Source organism: Shewanella sp. 5_MG-2023 (assembly GCF_030547465.1).
GTDB lineage: Bacteria > Pseudomonadota > Gammaproteobacteria > Enterobacterales > Shewanellaceae > Shewanella.
This window is the reverse complement of the sequence record NZ_JAUORC010000008.1, coordinates 120,102-136,901: the sequence shown is the minus strand read 5'-3', so window position 1 is coordinate 136,901 and position 16,800 is coordinate 120,102. Positions and strand designations below refer to the sequence as shown.

Annotated in this window: 14 protein-coding genes; 13 read left to right on the top strand and 1 reads right to left on the bottom strand. The window is 43.6% G+C overall.

All coding sequences use genetic code 11. The annotated features are described in order from the left end of the window. Positions 1-11: 11 nt before the first annotated feature. The 4 genes from Q4557_RS06545 to Q4557_RS06530 are packed head-to-tail and all read left to right on the top strand — an operon-like array spanning position 12 to position 4,379. A complete protein-coding gene (locus tag Q4557_RS06545; RefSeq protein ID WP_102439423.1) occupies positions 12-2,525 on the top strand; it encodes a DMSO/selenate family reductase complex A subunit in 2,514 nt (837 codons plus the stop codon). An 11-nt stretch (positions 2,526-2,536) separates the two neighbouring features. Then, positions 2,537-3,205: a DMSO/selenate family reductase complex B subunit gene (locus tag Q4557_RS06540; RefSeq protein ID WP_102476156.1), complete on the top strand. Its 669-nt coding sequence runs from the start codon at positions 2,537-2,539 to the stop codon at positions 3,203-3,205. Between the two features lie 46 nt (positions 3,206-3,251). Continuing rightward, a complete protein-coding gene (locus Q4557_RS06535; protein ID WP_303411508.1) occupies positions 3,252-3,914 on the top strand; it encodes a molecular chaperone in 663 nt (220 codons plus the stop codon). Positions 3,915-3,926: 12 nt separating this feature from the next. Further along, the gene (locus Q4557_RS06530; protein WP_303411507.1) at positions 3,927-4,379 is read left to right on the top strand and encodes a hypothetical protein; all 453 of its coding nucleotides are present in this window, start codon (positions 3,927-3,929) and stop codon (positions 4,377-4,379) included. A 171-nt stretch (positions 4,380-4,550) separates the two neighbouring features. Here Q4557_RS06530 and Q4557_RS06525 read toward each other — a convergent pair whose 3' ends face one another. Next, entirely contained in the window at positions 4,551-5,492 is a 942-nt protein-coding gene (locus tag Q4557_RS06525) for a helix-turn-helix transcriptional regulator (protein ID WP_303411505.1), read from the bottom strand. 185 nt (positions 5,493-5,677) lie between these two features. Here Q4557_RS06525 and Q4557_RS06520 point away from each other — a divergent pair, with 185 nt between their 5' ends. From Q4557_RS06520 to envZ, 9 genes are all read left to right on the top strand, one after another. Further along, positions 5,678-6,628 (top strand): DmsE family decaheme c-type cytochrome, encoded by a 951-nt coding sequence (locus Q4557_RS06520; protein ID WP_303411503.1) that lies wholly within the window; start codon positions 5,678-5,680, stop codon positions 6,626-6,628. A 14-nt stretch (positions 6,629-6,642) separates the two neighbouring features. Continuing rightward, positions 6,643-8,637: an MtrB/PioB family decaheme-associated outer membrane protein gene (locus Q4557_RS06515; protein WP_303411500.1), complete on the top strand. Its 1,995-nt coding sequence runs from the start codon at positions 6,643-6,645 to the stop codon at positions 8,635-8,637. A gap of 33 nt (positions 8,638-8,670) precedes the next feature. Continuing rightward, positions 8,671-11,214, top strand: coding sequence for a DMSO/selenate family reductase complex A subunit (locus Q4557_RS06510; protein WP_303411498.1), 2,544 nt, complete (start codon positions 8,671-8,673; stop codon positions 11,212-11,214). A gap of 14 nt (positions 11,215-11,228) precedes the next feature. Beyond that, positions 11,229-11,849 (top strand): DMSO/selenate family reductase complex B subunit, encoded by a 621-nt coding sequence (locus tag Q4557_RS06505; RefSeq protein ID WP_102439416.1) that lies wholly within the window; start codon positions 11,229-11,231, stop codon positions 11,847-11,849. Positions 11,850-12,049: 200 nt separating this feature from the next. Continuing rightward, positions 12,050-12,670: a 4Fe-4S dicluster domain-containing protein gene (locus tag Q4557_RS06500; protein WP_102439415.1), complete on the top strand. Its 621-nt coding sequence runs from the start codon at positions 12,050-12,052 to the stop codon at positions 12,668-12,670. 256 nt (positions 12,671-12,926) lie between these two features. Continuing rightward, positions 12,927-13,403, top strand: coding sequence for a transcription elongation factor GreB (gene greB, locus Q4557_RS06495; protein WP_303411494.1), 477 nt, complete (start codon positions 12,927-12,929; stop codon positions 13,401-13,403). Positions 13,404-13,704: 301 nt separating this feature from the next. Next, entirely contained in the window at positions 13,705-14,481 is a 777-nt protein-coding gene (locus Q4557_RS06490; protein ID WP_102439413.1) for a hypothetical protein, read from the top strand. 195 nt (positions 14,482-14,676) lie between these two features. Beyond that, positions 14,677-15,402, top strand: a complete 726-nt coding sequence (ompR, locus tag Q4557_RS06485) for a two-component system response regulator OmpR (RefSeq protein ID WP_102475949.1) — start codon at positions 14,677-14,679, stop codon at positions 15,400-15,402. A 23-nt stretch (positions 15,403-15,425) separates the two neighbouring features. Next, positions 15,426-16,748, top strand: a complete 1,323-nt coding sequence (envZ, locus tag Q4557_RS06480; protein ID WP_102439411.1) for a two-component system sensor histidine kinase EnvZ — start codon at positions 15,426-15,428, stop codon at positions 16,746-16,748. Positions 16,749-16,800: the final 52 nt, after the last annotated feature.

Genomic DNA, 16,800 nt, shown 5'->3' with positions numbered 1-16,800 from the left:
AGGATTTAATAATGGAACGCAGAAGTTTCTTGAAAATGAGTGCGGCTTTAGGTTGCGCTGCAACAGTAACCGGCTGTAACACCAGCTCAAAAGATGCCGAGCCACTACCACCAGAAGTACCTGTTGATGAGACCTTAACTTGGTCAGCATGCTTAGTAAACTGTGGTTCAAACTGCCCAGTAAAAGTATTTAGTCAAGACGGCATCATTACTCGCGTTGAAGCGGATCATGAAGTAGAAGATGAATACGGCCTACATCAAATCCGCGCCTGTGCCCGTGGTCGTTCATTACGTCAACGTACCTATGCAACTGACCGCTTAAAAACCCCAATGAAGCGTATTGGCGAGCGTGGTGAAGGCAAATTTATTCCTATTACTTGGGAAGAAGCAGCATCAACTATTGCTACCCAGCTAAACAAAACCATTGCTGAGCATGGTAACAAGTCTATCTTTAGAAGTTACGGTTCAGGTGCTTATTACGGTTTTGCATCAAACGCCTGCTTTAACCGTCTATTCAACTTAGTTGGCGGCTGCTTAAGCTACTACGGTAACTACTCTTGGGCGCAGCAAATTGAAGCGGCTAAGCATACCTTTGGTACTAGCAGTACTGCTGGTTCTTCAACAGTAACCTTAGATCAAAGTGACTTCTTATTAGGTTTTGCTTATAACCCAAGTGAAATCCGTCAATCAGGTTCAGGTGAAGGTTATGATTATCTTAATGCACTGCAACGTAACAACGGCCTAAAAGTAACCTTAATTGACCCGCGTTATACCGACTCAATGTTAGGTAAAGAAAGCACTTGGTTGCCGATCCGTCCAGGAACAGATGCCGCACTTGCTGAAGCAATGGCATACATCATGATCAGCTCAGGTTGGGTTGAGCGCAATAGTATCGACTTCATTAATAACCATACTGTTGGTTATGATGCAGCGTCGATTCTTGCTCAAAAGCTAGCGTTTGAAACCAGCGGCGATGCCACTAAAATTGAATATGCCCAGCATATGAACTCTGAAGATAACTACTATGATTACATCATGGCGCAGGGTATCTACAGCGATCGCGCCCCGCGCACTCCAGAATGGGCCCAATCTATTACTGGTATTCCAGCAGCTAAAATAAAACAGCTTGCTGACGATTTAATGGCAGCCCAAAAACCCTACATAGTTGCGGGCGCTGGCGTTAACCGTCAGGCAAATGGTGAGCAATCAGTCCGCGCCATTTATATGCTTAGCGTATTAGCTGGTAAGTTAGGTGTTGAGGGCTCATCAAACGGTGAGCTACCAAACATGACAAGCGCATACCGTGCAGGGATCCCAACTGGCGCTAACCCAGTTAAAGAACAGATTTCATTCTTCTGCTGGTCTGAAGCGATTCACAATGGTGAAACCATGACGGCTCGTACTCATGGTGTTACCGGTACTGACGGTTTAGATACCCCACTTGGAAACAACATCAAAGTGATCATCTCTGCATCTGACAGTTCACTACTGAACCAACACGCAGACATTAATGGTACGGCTGAAATCTTAAAAGATGAAAGCGGCGTTGAATTAATTGTCTCTTGTGACTGTTGGATGACGCCTGGTGCTAAATTTGCCGACATCATCATTCCTGATACCTCTTGGTTAGAATCAAATGACTTAGTTAATGACTCATATGCATCTGGTTCGCTTGACTATATTACTGCAATGAAAGCAGCTGTAGACCCAATTTGGGACTGTAAGTCAATGTACCAAGTATCAGCAATGATTGCTGATGCTATGGGTGTTGGCGCCGAATTTACCGAAGGCAAAACTGAAGATGATTGGTTAGAAGAGCTTTATCAGCAAACGAAAGCAAATGCCGGTAACGCAGATATCAAACCAGCCTTCCCAGCAACGTACAAAGAAGCACAGGACATCGGTTTATTCCGTAACAACACTCATAATCGTCACGTGGCACTAGAAAGCTTCGTCAATGGCGGCGAAGCACTATCAACGCCATCAGGCAAAATTGAAATCTATTCAGCTGAACTTGCTTGGCGCGCAGCGAACTGGGAACAAGACAAGTACAAAGGCGACATCATCACACCACTACCACAGTACACAGTGACTTGGGACGGTTACGAAGATGAAGACACTAAAGAAGATTACCCACTGCAATTAGCGGGTTATCACACTAAAGGTCGTACTCACTCAAGCTATCACAACGTACCTTGGTTACGTGAAGCGGTAGAAGATGCGGTATGGATTAATGCCATTGATGCCCAAGAATACGGTGTGGCTTCTGGTGACAAAATCGAAATGTATAACGAACGCGGCTCAATTGAAGTGGTAGTACGTATCACTCCACGTGTTGCTCCTGGCATTGTGGCTTTAGGTCAAGGCGCTTGGTTCTCTCCCGATCCAAATGGTCGTACAGGTTCAACTGGTAAAGTGATTGATATTGGCGGCGCGATTAACTCGCTGACTAAATATGCACCAAGCCCAGTTGCAAAAGGCAACCCACAGCACACAAACCGTGTTCAAATTCGTAAAGCTATTTAATGGAGGCTACCATGACCGAATCAACTCAATACAGTTTCTACCTTGATACGACTAAATGTACAGGTTGTAAAGCCTGCCATATTTCTTGTAAAGACCGTCAAAGTGGCATTATTCGCGAAGGCGATAAGCCAACAGAAGGCGGTGTACCTGCATTAAATGGCGTTAATTGGCGTCGTGTTTATGAATACGGCGGTGGCAGCTGGAATGTAGACCCAAGCACAGGCTCTTTTGAGCAAAATGTGTTTAGCTACTATGTGTCAATTGGCTGTAACCATTGCAGTGAGCCTGTTTGTGTTAAGGCGTGTCCTACGGGTGCGATGCATAAACGTCGTGAAGACGGCTTAGTCCATGTGGCAACTGACTTATGCATTGGCTGCAGTAGCTGCGCCAGAGCTTGTCCATATGATGCACCGCAATTAGACCAAGAACGTAAAGTGATGACCAAGTGTGATGGCTGTTACGACCGACTAGCAGAAGGCCGTAAGCCTATGTGTGTTGACTCTTGTCCAATGCGCGCAATGGACTTTGATACCGTTGAAAACATTAAAGCTAAATATGGTAATGGTGATGCCCATATCGCACCCCTACCACCAGAAGGTATTACTTCACCTAATTTAATAATAAAAGCGAATAGAAATGGCGGCCAACAAGGTGACATTCTCAATTTTGCAGAAGTATAACTAAATAATGGCGCCCTTCGGGGCGCCTTTTAACAGGAATGAAATAATGACAGACGCGACTACTCATGATGCTTACTTAGAGCTACAAGCTATTGCACGTTTACTGCATAACGTTTTATTGGACTATCCAACCGAGGATTCAATCCAGTATTTTGTCAGCAATCAATTAAACCTGACTTGGCCTGCACTACAAGACTCTGAGGCCAATAAGCAAGGTAAGTCATTATTAGGCCAATTCTTCTCACAATGGCACCCTGAACAAATCAACGACATTAAGCTTGATTACGGCCAGCTCTATTTTGGTCCCGGTGAGCCTAATGCTATGCCTTGGGGCTCAACTTACCTAGGCGAGCAACAAATCCTCAATGACGACTCGACCATTAGCCTAATGAACTTTTACAAGCAATTAGGCATTAGCTTCGAGTTGAAATTTAACCAACCAGTAGACCATATCGCTTTGTTCTACGCGGTCATTGATCAATTACTGCAGCAATTAATTGATGAGCCAGACAATAAGCCAGCTAAAGAAGCGCTTATGGTGTTATTGCAACAACACATGTTGCCATGGTCAGGTCGCTGTCACGAACTCGCTATAAAACATGCTGAAACCGATTTCTATAAAGGCATTGCCCTACTAGCAGGCGATTTTGACACAGTACTCGCTAACACATTAAATATCATCCCAATGCCAATGCGTTTATTTCGCTAGTAGGAAAAGCTTATGAGTGTCATTCGATCCGTCGCCCAGCAGTGGAACAAGGCAGATTTTGCCCTGCAATTACAACAGTTCTTTGCTCAAGATAAGGACATTGGTGAGCTATTTGTCGGCGCTACGCCTTGCTCGACAGTGTGCAGCCTCATCGCCGCGATGATCGAATTACCACCAAAGCCTAAAAATGAACATTACAGCATGGATATGGAGCAGGTTTTTGATACCTTGTTTCAGTGCTTTTTATTGATGTTTATTAAGGAGCTGGAACATAAACTGCTGACACAACCTGAGCAGTTAATTATGTCGTTGGCAGTGCATTATGCACAAACCATTAGAGATGATGCGCAATACGCCAACTCAAACCTACAAGACAACAGCCAACGAGTGTTAACCGCCATGGCGCGTTTAGAATCTGAGCGCAAGCAACAGCGTAAACAGCAATATAATATGGGTAAATGTTAACTGCGATAGTAGTTGAAACGATAGTAGTTGAAACGATAGTAGTTGAAGTGATACTAGTTGAAACGATAGTAGTTGAAGTGATACTAGTTGAAGTGATTAGGACTGTAGCAAATGCGGCTCCACTGGTGAATAACTAACGGATTCACCAGTCACTCATCGGCAGCTAAGGTATTATTTAGTAAGCAAGAATTCACTTGGGGAAATGCCCATAGTTTGATTAAAGATTTTAGTTAATCTGCCCTGATCGGTAAAACCACAATCACACGCGGTCAGCTTAATATTGCCATTATTCATTTCTAATAATCTGCGCGCTTTTTTATATTTAACATTATTAATTAATGTCTTAAGTGATATTCCCATTTCTTCAACCACTTTTGTTAATGAACGTGGTGAAATACCTAATATAAATGCCAAAGAAGAAATATTAAGCTTATTAATTGGGATCATATTACTTGCCGCTATAAGCAAATCATAATCAGTAATTCTTTTACTTAGAAACATCGGATTATAAACTTTACTATCACACAACTTAGAAACAGAAAACACAAACTTACCCACATTTGTATCATTCGTGCCGAATTTTGTATCAACAGGAAAATCTAAATACTTTAAATACTCTTCACTCTTTAAACTGAACTCTGCTGTTATCGTTCCTGTGGCAGAAATATTTGGCTGATTCATCATTTTAATTAAAAAACTATAAAGTAATAAGTCATTAAATTTCCCATGTAAAGCAGACTTAGAGACTAAACTAACTGTCTCATTCGTTTCCACTAAACTCCAATTGTGATTAATTCTCATCCCGTGAATATTTTCATAAAAATCAACCAGCTGAGAAGCCATATCGGCATCATTTCTCGGGGGTACCATTCGATAAAATGCTTGCAGCCAAGTGTCTGTGCATACTTTCATTAGTTCGCTAAAAAACTCTGCGTTATTTGTTTGTTGCTCAATACATTCCAACATTTTAATGGGAGCACTGCTACTGATTAAATCATCATCTGACAAACTTCTTATTACATCAAACTCTTCTGGCAATATAACATTATTATCTTGGCAATAATTTAAGATTGCTTTAGCTGTTAAAGCTGGTCTTACTAAAAATTTAATCATAGACACCTCCTGTGAATACTATAAAACAACCATTATTTTTTTCCTTTACATTTAAATTGTTTGTGACCGAGTTCAAACAATGTTTTTTTTAGAAAACGATAAAAGGCGAAATATACACAGGTAAAAAGTAAAATATATTTAGTTACTGGTATGTGTAGATTGGTTAAAATTATTAAGGTGCCACGATGAAACATAGTAAATGTTATTCCAGATTATTGACCTTGTTGTTATTTGGTGGCAGCGTTTTAACAGCTAATGCCACCCCATGGGATAACCTCAGTTCAACACAATTAGAACAACAGTTAGTTGAGAAGTTCGCTGAAGGCAACTACTCCCCTAAAGGCGCCGACAACTGCCTAACCTGTCACCGTAAAAATGAAACCGTCATGGACATATTTGACGGCGTACACGGTCAAGGTAATAACAGTCAATCACCGATGGCAGGGTTACAGTGCGAAGCCTGTCATGGCCCACAAGGCCAGCATAATCGCGGCGGTAAAGAGCCGATGATTGCTTTTGGTAAAGACAGCAAATTGTCTGCCCCAACCCAAAATACCGTTTGCCAAGGCTGTCATAACGACCCTGAGCAAATGGCGTGGCATACCAGCACCCATAATCTTGAAGAAATTGCCTGTAGCGATTGTCACACCATTCACGCAGCCACAGATCCTGCATTAGATAAACTGTCGGTTAATGACACTTGTACTTCATGTCACACCCAAGAAAAAGCCGACATGAACAAGCGCTCATCACACCCAATGAAATGGGACCAAATGACCTGTATTGATTGTCATGCTCCCCACGGTTCAATGAGTGAAAACGCCTTAGTTAAACCAACCGTTAATGACACCTGTTATAGCTGTCACGCTGAAAAACGTGGTCCCTTCCTATGGGAACACGCGCCAGTCACCGAAAGCTGTGTGTCATGTCATAACCCCCACGGCAGCGTCAACGACAATATGCTTGATAGCCGCGCACCGCAGTTATGTCAGCAATGTCATGCACCCGATGGGCACGCCTCTCGCGTGGTACCTGAGCCGGGGATGGATGCCTTTGGTGGTGGAAAAAGCTGCCTTAACTGTCACAACCAAATTCATGGTTCTAATCACCCAGCTGGCAGTCTGCTGCAACGCTAATGGAGAGCAAGATTATGTCATTTAAATTGAATCTTATTACCCTGTCACTGCTGGCGGTATCGACCTCTGGCATGGCAGCTAACTTCGGGGTTGGCAACGCCAATACCACCGCGGTTGATACACATAAATACGAATGTAAACGCTGCACTAACGTCGTCGGTTATAGCGGTGAAGTGAGTGTTGCTGCAGGCTATAACGACATCAGTGACATTCACGCTGGCAATGCCTTAGGCACCGCCAAAGATGGCGGTATTGCGGCAGTTAGTGGTGATGTGCGCTTTAACAGCCAGTCTGGTTATCAAGCTCGCATTCAAGCCCATCAGCTAGGCATGGATAATGGCTTTGCTCATATCTCTGGCGGTAAAGCGGGCTTGTATGAATTTAGCCTCGATTATGATGCGATTAAAACCTATAAAGCCGGTGATGTAGAAAGCAATCTGTGGCACAACGATGGCATGTTAACCCCATCTGATGCCATCAACAGCTTTGACTTAGCCCAGCGCCGCGAAAAAGTGGCCCTCGGCATGGAGTACGGTCAAGACTTCTATGGCGCCTTTGTGAAATACAGCCAAGAAGATAAAACCGGCCATAAATCAGCCAGCCTGGTATCACCAAGCCCGATTAACTTTGGCTTACCCACCGATTCTCGCACTAAGCAGTTAGATGCTGGGGTGAACTTATCTGGTGAAAACTGGCTCACTGAGCTGAGCTACTTTGGCAGTTATTATGAAAACAATATCGACCACTTCAGCCTGCCTTATGCCAATGATGTGTACTCAGCAGCGCCAGATAACCAAGCCCACCAGGTGGCGTTATCAGGTCAGTACCAGCTCAATCGCACCGTGATGAACGGCCGCATTGTGACAGGCCGGATGATACAAGATGACAACCTCATTCAAGTAACGGGTAACCCGCTACAAAACTGGGATGGTCAAATTGACACCCTTGATGGTCGTTTTGCGCTGACCTCGATGCTCACTAACCGTTTACGTTTAGGCGGCAGCGTTGATTACAGTAAGCGTGATAATAAAAGCTCAACCGCTGAATTTGCCCAATACAACTTCAATAGCTTAACCGGGGCCTTTAGACAAAATACCCCGCAAGATATTGAACGTAACACCTATAAAGTCAATGCCAGTTACCGCATCGCCAGTGGCTACCGCTTACAAGCCGGTTACGACCGCAAAGAAGTGGAGCGTACCTTCAGCGACCGCGAGCAAACCAATGATGACAACCTATGGTTAAAGTTCAATGTGCGTGCGTTAGACAAGGTTAATTTTAACCTTAAAGCCGAGCATGCCAATCGCAGTGGCTCTGACTATGAAGTTAATGAGCTGACCTCATCTGAAAACAACGCCCTACTGCGTAAATACTACTTAGCAGACAGAACGCGCAACGCGGTTGAATTAAAGGTGAACTACAGCCCTATCAACTGGATGAGCCTGGATATCAGCAGCCGTTATGCCCAAGACGAGTATGACGATACCCAAATCGGCCTGACTGAATCAGAAGATTACGGTTATGACGCTAACCTTAACATCGCCTTTAATCAGCATCTTGATGGTTACGTGTTTGCTGGACAGCAATGGATTAACTCCAATCAAGCAGGCAGCCAAAGCTTTGGCGCAGCAGATTGGATGGCTGATATTGAAGATGAATTTATCAACTTAGGCGCAGGCGCAAGCTATAGCGGTTTAATGCAAGACAAGCTCACCTTAGGGGTGGATTACTTATTTAGTAACTCTGTCAGTAACACTGATGTCACCGCCGAAACCATGAATCCGTATGGGGATTATTACTCATACAACCACAGTGCCAGTATGTACGCCGATTACGCCTTGAGCGAGCAAATGGCACTGAAATTAACTTACCGCTATGAACGCTATTTCGATACCGATGCAGCCAACGTAGGGGTCAATGATATTCCGGGGATGATTACTCTGGGCGATATCAACCATAACTACAACGCGCACCAAGTGATGTTGTCGTTTACCTACCAATTGCGCTAAGACGCATCGTTAATGCTACGAGAGGATATATCAATGGAACGTAGAAGTTTTTTAAAAGCGAGTGCAGCACTTGGCTGTGCAGCAACGGTAACCGGTTGTAAAACCAGTTCAGATGATGCCAATGTCACCCCAACTCCGCCACCTGTGGCTGATGAGCAAATGAATTGGTCTGCCTGTTTGGTTAACTGTGGTTCAAACTGCCCAATTAAAGTATTTAGTCGTGATGGGGTAATTACTCGAATTGAAGCTGATCATGAAACCACTGACGAATACGGTGTTAACCACCAGATCCGTGCCTGTGCCCGCGGCCGCTCTTTAAAGCAACGCACCTATGCACCAGATCGTTTAAAAACCCCAATGAAGCGTATTGGTAACCGTGGCGAAGGTAAATTTGTACCTATCTCTTGGGATGATGCTTACGCAGAAATTGCCGCTAAATTACAAGAGACAGCAAGTACACATGGCAACGAGTCAATCTACTTTAACTATGGAACTGGTGCTTACTATGGCTTTGCTAATAACAACGCCACTTGGGGTCGATTACTTAACCTAAATGGTGGTTTCTTAAACCATCACTGGGATTATTCATGGTCGCAAGTTTACATGGCGGCAATGGCCACTTATGGCGACAAATGGGACTCGATTGGTGGTTCAAGTTTGGCTGAAATCGAAAACAGTGATTTATTCATTGGTTTTGGTTTTAATCCAAACGAAATTCGTCAATCAGGTTCTGGTGAAGGCTATGACTTCATTAAAGCGCTTGAAAATAACAAACATAGTATCGAAGTGTATATGGTTGAGCCGCGCTATACCGACTCAATGCGTGGTAATGAACACAAGTGGTTAGCTGTTCGTCCAGGTACTGATGCAGCGCTTGCTGAAGCCGTTATTCACCACATGATTGATACTGGCTGGGTTAACGATAACTCTGCCGCTTTCTTAGAAAGCCATTGTGTTGGTTATAGCAAAGCGTCACTTGAGCGACTAAAAGCCGAACTAGAAGTTGAACAAGACCAAAACAAGCGTGAGCACGCACAATATATTAATCCTGAAGACAACTACCATGACTACATCATGGGTATGGGTAAATACCTTGGACAAGGCGCTCGCACCCCTGAGTGGGCTGAAAAGATTTGTGGTGTTACCGCTGACAACATTCGTGAACTTGCAACCAAGTTAATGAATGCTAAAGCTCCATACATCTCTGCCGGCGCAGGTGTCAGCCGTCATGCTAACGGTGACCAAAATACTCGCGCAGTTTATATGCTTTCTATTATGACGGGTAAACTCGGCCAAGCGGGTGTTAGCACCGGTGCCATGCCATCAAGCAACCAGTTCCCACTTGGTGGTGGTTTGCCAGCTGGTAACAACCCAGTTGATATTACCATTCCTTGTTTCTCTTGGTCTGATGCCATTGTCCGTGGTGAAGAATTTACTGGCACCACTGACGGCGTTCGTTACGCTAGCAACGCCTTAAATGAAATCGAAGACAACAACAGTGCCAAGTTAAACAGCAACATCAAAGTGATCATTAATACTTCAAGTAACATCTTGATCAACCAACACTCTGATAGTAACGGCACCGCTGAAATCCTCGCTGATGAGAGTAAATGTGAGCTGATTGTTGTTTGTGATTGCTGGATGACGCCTTCAGCTCGATACGCCGATATTATTCTGCCTGATACCACTTGGCTTGAGTCAGAAGATCTTGCCGATGACAGCTATGCATCAGGTCAAATGGCTTATGCAACCATGATGAGTTCATCGCTTAACCCGCTAGGTGATGCAAAATCAATGTATGACATCTGTGCTGGTATTGCAGACAAAATGGGTAAAGGCGGCGAATATACTGAAGGTAAAACAGGCCGTGATTGGTGTGAAGAGATTTACGCTGGTACTCGCGCTGCAAATACTGATGTTGATATGCCAGCCACCTATGGCGAAGCGCAAGAAGTGGGCTTATTCAGAAAGTATATGGCTAACACTGTTGTTGCCTTAAAAGACTATGTAGCTAATCCTGCTGCAGCACCAAGACCTACCATCAGTGGCAAAATTGAAATCTACTCAGTGTCTTTAGCTAAAAAAGCCGCTACTTGGACCTTACTTGATGGCGATGAAATTACTCCGCTACCAAAATATGTAGTGACATGGGATGGCTTCGAAGATGAAGAAGCAGCGAAAGATTACCCATTACAGCTATGTGGTTTCCATACTAAAGGCCGTACTCACTCAAGCTACCACAACGTACCTTGGTTACGTGAAGCGGTTGAAGATGCAGTATGGATGAACCCAAAAGATGCCAATGCCAGAGGTATTACCCAAGGGGCAAAAGCACAAGTATGGAATGATCGCGGCACAATTGAATTACCTGTTCGTGTCACACCACGTGTGGCACCAGGTGTGGCAATGGTTGGTCAAGGCGCTTGGTATACCCCAGATCCTGCAGGCCGTATTGGTAACTCAGGTCACATCATCGATATTGGGGGCTGCATTAATACGTTAACTAAGTATCACCCAACTCCGGTGACTAAAGGTAACCCACAACATACCAACCGTGTACAAATTGCAACAGCTTAATGGAGTAAATAACAATGACCACTAATATCCAATATGGTTTTTATCTCGACACTGCTAAGTGTACTGGTTGCAAAGCGTGCCAAGTATCTTGTAAAGATAGAAAAGACTTACCAGTCGGTATCAACTGGCGCCGTGTATATGAATATGGCGGCGGACAATGGGTTGAAAACCAAAACGGTAGCCTAGAGCAAAACGTATTCACTTATTACACCTCAATTGGCTGTAATCACTGCTCTGAGCCTGTTTGTGTAAAAGCTTGTCCAACAGGAGCAATGCACAAACGTCGTGAAGATGGCTTAGTGCACGTGGCAACTGATTTATGTATTGGCTGTAATAGCTGCGCTAGAGCATGTCCATATGATGCGCCACAACTAGACCAAGAACGTAAAGTAATGACCAAGTGTGATGGTTGTTATGAGCGTCTAGCTGAAGGTAAAAATCCAATGTGTATTGACTCTTGCCCGTTACGTGCAATGGACTTTGACACCATGGACAACCTCCGCGCTAAATATGGTAATGGTGATGGCCACATTGCACCTTTACCACCAGAAAGCATTACATCGCCGAACTTGATTATTAAAGCGAATGTGAATGGCGGTCGTGATGGTGAAATCGTCAACTTCTCTGAAGTTTAAGACGTCATAAAGCCAATTAGCTAGCCAAGTATATTGATACTTGGCTAGCTTTTTTAGCATAAATAATCGTATTTAATGTGACCTAAGTAGGGTCATAGAATAAAACCCAAAAAATCACCACATTTCCATGTAGCATAGCTAATACAGCATCACGTTAATTACTCTTTATCCGCGCTATAACTGGTATTATCAACAAGCCTATGACTGCAGAAATTACCCAATATGGATTCTATTTTGATACACGTAAATGTGTTGGCTGTAGAAAATGTCATCGCGTGTGTAATAAAAAATTTGATGTGGAAAAATCCGTCAGCACTCGACGGGTCTATAAATATGGCGATGAACGCATTCCTACGGCATTATCAAAACAACCCAATATCTCGACCTATTATTTATCAGTATCCTGCAACCATTGTAGCGAACCAGTATGCGTATTGGCCTGCCCAACAGGGGCGATGCATAAACGTGCCAAAGATGGCTTAGTTCATGTTGCTCAAGAGACATGTGTTGGATGCGGTTCTTGCGCCCGTGCTTGCCCTTATGAAGCGCCCCAACTCGACCCAACACGTAAAGTGATGGTCAAGTGCGACGGTTGCTTCGAGCTAATCGAGCAACAGAGCCTACCTTTGTGCGTCGATGCCTGTCCAAAAGGCGCATTAGACTTCGGCTTGATCCATGAGTTAAGAAGCAAATACGGCACTGAAGTAAATATCTCTTCATTGCCTTCAGCACACATTACCTCCCCCAATATGCTTTTAGGTGGACAGCCAATAACCTCCTCGACTAATAAACCCAAGGGCAACATGGGTAAGCGATATTAGTTTTCTTTATTGGCCATATGACTAACGTTATAAATGACCTTAAGTAACTCATATGAGTTGATAATGCTAACGTTAAAATGTGCGCTAAAAATCATCACCAATTAAGTCCATTCTATTCGCACGGCTTTATGTGATTGGCGATAGCATCAAATCACAGTATATTGAGTTTATGATGTCGGCCATGTTCTCAATACGCCGCTATCGACGCGCTGTTATTAACGCGATAATCACTGAATTCGTTATTAAGGCTAACTACGTGAAAACCAATCTCATCACCCCTGAAGGGATGACTAAACTCAAAAATGAGCTCAATTATTTATGGCGTGAATATCGTCCTGAAATCACCAAAAAAGTGACTTGGGCGGCGAGCCTTGGTGACCGCTCCGAAAACGCTGACTACAAAGAGAATAAACGTTTATTACGACAAATTGATGGCCGAGTGCGGTTTTTACGTAAGCGTATCGAAAACTTAAAAGTGGTTGAGTATGCTCCTGAGCAAGAAGGTAAAGTGTTCTTTGGCGCTTGGGTCGAAATTGAAAATGATGCTGGCGACACACTGGCATTTCGTATAGTTGGTCCCGATGAAATTTATGGCGATGCCAAAGGCTATATCTCCATTGATTCACCCATGGCGCGGGCATTATTGAAAAAAGAAATCGATGATGATGCCGTTGTTCCCACCCCCAATGGCCCCCAAGATTGGTATATCAATAAAATATCCTACACCGTTTAGCTAATAGAAAACCTCAAAGCCTCAAACAAAAGTAGAATTTTGCACTGCAAAGCATGCAGTTTAAGGCTGTTTTAGCTACTAAAATTTGCCCTATAGATATATTTAACTAGACTTAAAGTTGTATTTATTTAGCTGGCCTTAACGATATATAGTGCTTTAGCGCTTAGTTTTTAATCTTGGTTCAAGCGCTGATAATAGTACTGTCTATAGCCAAATCGCTGAGCTTTCAAGCAAAAGTCCATTCACCCCCTAATACCTGCATGGAAGCGAGCTTTGAATAAGATGAATAAAAGGATTTTTTATGTACAGTAAAATCTTTTGGGCTGTTGGACTGCTTGTTGTTAGCTTTAAGCTAATGGCGCTGAGCTATGTACCGCAAAATATTGTCGGTAACTGGCTCAATCAGCAAACAGATTACATTGAGCTATTACAAATCAATGAAGACGGCTCCTACCTGCAACTGGGGCTTGACCTACTCCAGCCTGAAAATAGCTTTGCCGAATGGGGCAGTTATACCTTATCTGAAAGCAGCAACTTTGCTGACTTACCGCTGATTATTAGTTTTAACCCTACCTTCAGTAATAATCCTGCAGAAGGCTTGATAACATTGCTCACTGACCGTAGTAAAAGCCATGTCTATATCAATGCCAGTGCCAGTGCCGAGCGCTTACAGCTCAATATGGACTCCCAAAGCGACAGCTCAATTGATGTCATTATTGAATATCATCAGCTGCAGGCTCAAAGTATTGAAGGTTATTGGTACAATCAGGAGTTCGATGATTTATTTGCGGTATTGATGCTCAATAATGGCTTGTATGTGCAATTACAAATCAACTTGGATCATGATGATGAAAATACCGGCATGGAGTGGGGTCAATATCAACACCAAATGGACTCAGGCGAAGTCTACTTTCAAGCTGAATACGATGATAACCAACAAATCGGCTTTAACCGCTTAAATGATATCGCCGCTGCCGCGTTTAATATTAAGCTGCACGATAACCAGCTTATTTTTTTATTGGACAGTAATGATGATGGCGTGATTGACTCCTGTTCAACCTTATTGCGTAAAAACTGATTTAGTTACAATTTCCCTTAATCAATTTAATGCCATTAAAATCACTTTTTTTCATAGACTTAATCCTTGTTATTGATCATATTACCCCTCACAATTAGCAAACAATTCATCCAGCGCTTGTTTGCACTCTTATAAAGTCGCTATATTTAGCTTAATAACTGTATTTAGTGCCGAAATTTAGCCAAAGGATATGTCATGGGCCAAGAAACATCTAAAATTCTCGTTGTCGATGATGACATGCGACTCAGATCATTATTGGAACGTTATCTGCTGGAGCAAGGTTACCAAGTTCGCAGTGCAGCAAATGCCGAGCAAATGGACCGCTTATTAGAGCGAGAAAACTTCCACCTGTTAGTGTTAGATTTAATGCTTCCCGGTGAAGATGGATTATCGATTTGTCGCCGCTTACGCCAACAAGAAAATCCCATTCCTATTATTATGCTGACCGCCAAAGGCGACGAAGTTGACCGTATTATTGGTCTAGAGCTTGGCGCTGATGATTACTTACCTAAGCCGTTTAATCCGCGGGAATTGCTCGCACGTATTAAAGCCGTTATGCGCCGTCAAACGGCTGAAGTACCAGGTGCGCCAGCGCAACAAGAAGAAGTCATTAGCTTTGGTGAGTTTTCCCTTAACCTCGCCACTCGTGAGATGTTTCATGAAGATAAAAGCATTGCCTTAACCAGTGGCGAGTTTGCGGTATTAAAAGTGTTGGTTTCACACCCTAGGGAGCCACTATCGCGGGACAAACTAATGAACCTTGCCCGTGGCCGTGACTACTCTGCACTTGAGCGCTCAATTGACGTACAAGTATCCCGTCTGCGCCGCTTAATTGAAGTCGATGCTGCTAATCCCCGCTATATCCAAACGGTTTGGGGTTTAGGTTATGTGTTCGTGCCTGACGGCACCGCTCGAGGTTAAGCCTTATTAGCCAAGCTCAAGCCATAAAACTGAAGTGGTGGCAGCGTTTCCTGCCACGTAATTCGTTCAGTCAAACCGTACTATTAATTGGTAGCTTGCTACTGATTAATCAGTTGGTGTCTTATTTATCTGTGACGGTTTATTTCATTAAACCCAGTTACGAACAAATCAATCAACTGATCGCACGGCAAATCAACTTATTATTTATTGATGGCGTAGAGATCAGCCGTGAACACCTCACCATTGTCGATGCCCTAAACGCCAAAGTGCGTGACGATGAGATGAAAGTCTATAACCAACAAGGCGCCATTGAAGCTGGGGTAGACAGTGCGACCTACTATGGATTTTTATCTGCACAAATGTCTGAGTATTTAGGCGGAGAAGCAGAAGTCCGCTTTTCCCAAGGGACTCAGTTAGAAGTGTGGATCCGTCCACCTCAAGCCACCTCGGTGTGGATTAAAGTACCGCTGACAGGCCTAAACGAAAATGATTTATCGCCACTGACCTTATATTTATTGGTTATTGGCGCCTTAAGTGTCGCTGGAGGCTGGTTATTTGCTCGGCGTCTTAATAAACCACTTAAACGCCTACAGCGAGCGGCCTTTACAGTATCAAAAGGGGAATTTCCTGCGCCATTGCCCTTAAGCGGCTCTTCTGAAATCGTTGAAGTGACTCACGCCTTTAATCAAATGTCTCACAGCATGAAGCAGTTGGAGCAAGATCGCGCGCTATTGATGGCGGGGATTTCCCACGATTTACGCACACCACTGACTCGTATTCGCCTAGCATCTGAAATGATGGTGGAAGAAGATCAATATCTAAAAGATGGCATCATCACCGATATTGAAGACATGGACGACATCATTAATCAGTTTATTGCCTATGTGCGCCATGACCAAGAAAGCGCCCGGGAACCCAATGATATCAACCGCCTTATTCGCGAAATCGCCCAACAAGAAATGCATCGACAAGGTGATATCGAGCTGCAATTGCAAGAAGGCCCTATGGTGTCCTTTCAAAGTGTGGCCATTAAACGGGTATTAAGTAATCTTGTTGAAAACGGCTTTCGCTACGGTGGCGGCTGGATAAAAATTAGCTCAATCCATAAAGCCAAATACGTCAGCTTTATTGTTGAAGATAATGGCCCTGGTATTAATGAAACTAAAATTGATGAACTATTCCAGCCATTTACCCAAGGCGATAGCGCTAGAGGCTCTGTGGGTTCAGGGTTAGGGTTAGCGATAGTTAAACGTATTATCGATAGGCATCACGGTAAAATCCTCCTTAAAAACCGCCCAGAAGGCGGGCTGCATGCCCAAGTGTGGCTGCCTATTAGCCGTCATTAATACCCAAAAATAAGCATAAAAAAAAGCGACTCATAGAGTCGCTTTTTTAGTT

Bases quoted from the DNA above. Each gene is read 5' to 3' on its own strand.
- Q4557_RS06545 (WP_102439423.1), top strand. From the start codon at position 12: ATGGAACGCAGAAGTTTCTTGAAAATGAGTGCGGCTTTAGGTTGCGCT.
- Q4557_RS06540 (WP_102476156.1), top strand. From the start codon at position 2,537: ATGACCGAATCAACTCAATACAGTTTCTACCTTGATACGACTAAATGT.
- Q4557_RS06535 (WP_303411508.1), top strand. From the start codon at position 3,252: ATGACAGACGCGACTACTCATGATGCTTACTTAGAGCTACAAGCTATT.
- Q4557_RS06530 (WP_303411507.1), top strand. From the start codon at position 3,927: ATGAGTGTCATTCGATCCGTCGCCCAGCAGTGGAACAAGGCAGATTTT.
- Q4557_RS06525 (WP_303411505.1), bottom strand. From the start codon at position 5,492: ATGATTAAATTTTTAGTAAGACCAGCTTTAACAGCTAAAGCAATCTTA.
- Q4557_RS06520 (WP_303411503.1), top strand. From the start codon at position 5,678: ATGAAACATAGTAAATGTTATTCCAGATTATTGACCTTGTTGTTATTT.
- Q4557_RS06515 (WP_303411500.1), top strand. From the start codon at position 6,643: ATGTCATTTAAATTGAATCTTATTACCCTGTCACTGCTGGCGGTATCG.
- Q4557_RS06510 (WP_303411498.1), top strand. From the start codon at position 8,671: ATGGAACGTAGAAGTTTTTTAAAAGCGAGTGCAGCACTTGGCTGTGCA.
- Q4557_RS06505 (WP_102439416.1), top strand. From the start codon at position 11,229: ATGACCACTAATATCCAATATGGTTTTTATCTCGACACTGCTAAGTGT.
- Q4557_RS06500 (WP_102439415.1), top strand. From the start codon at position 12,050: ATGACTGCAGAAATTACCCAATATGGATTCTATTTTGATACACGTAAA.
- Q4557_RS06490 (WP_102439413.1), top strand. From the start codon at position 13,705: ATGTACAGTAAAATCTTTTGGGCTGTTGGACTGCTTGTTGTTAGCTTT.
- ompR (WP_102475949.1), top strand. From the start codon at position 14,677: ATGGGCCAAGAAACATCTAAAATTCTCGTTGTCGATGATGACATGCGA.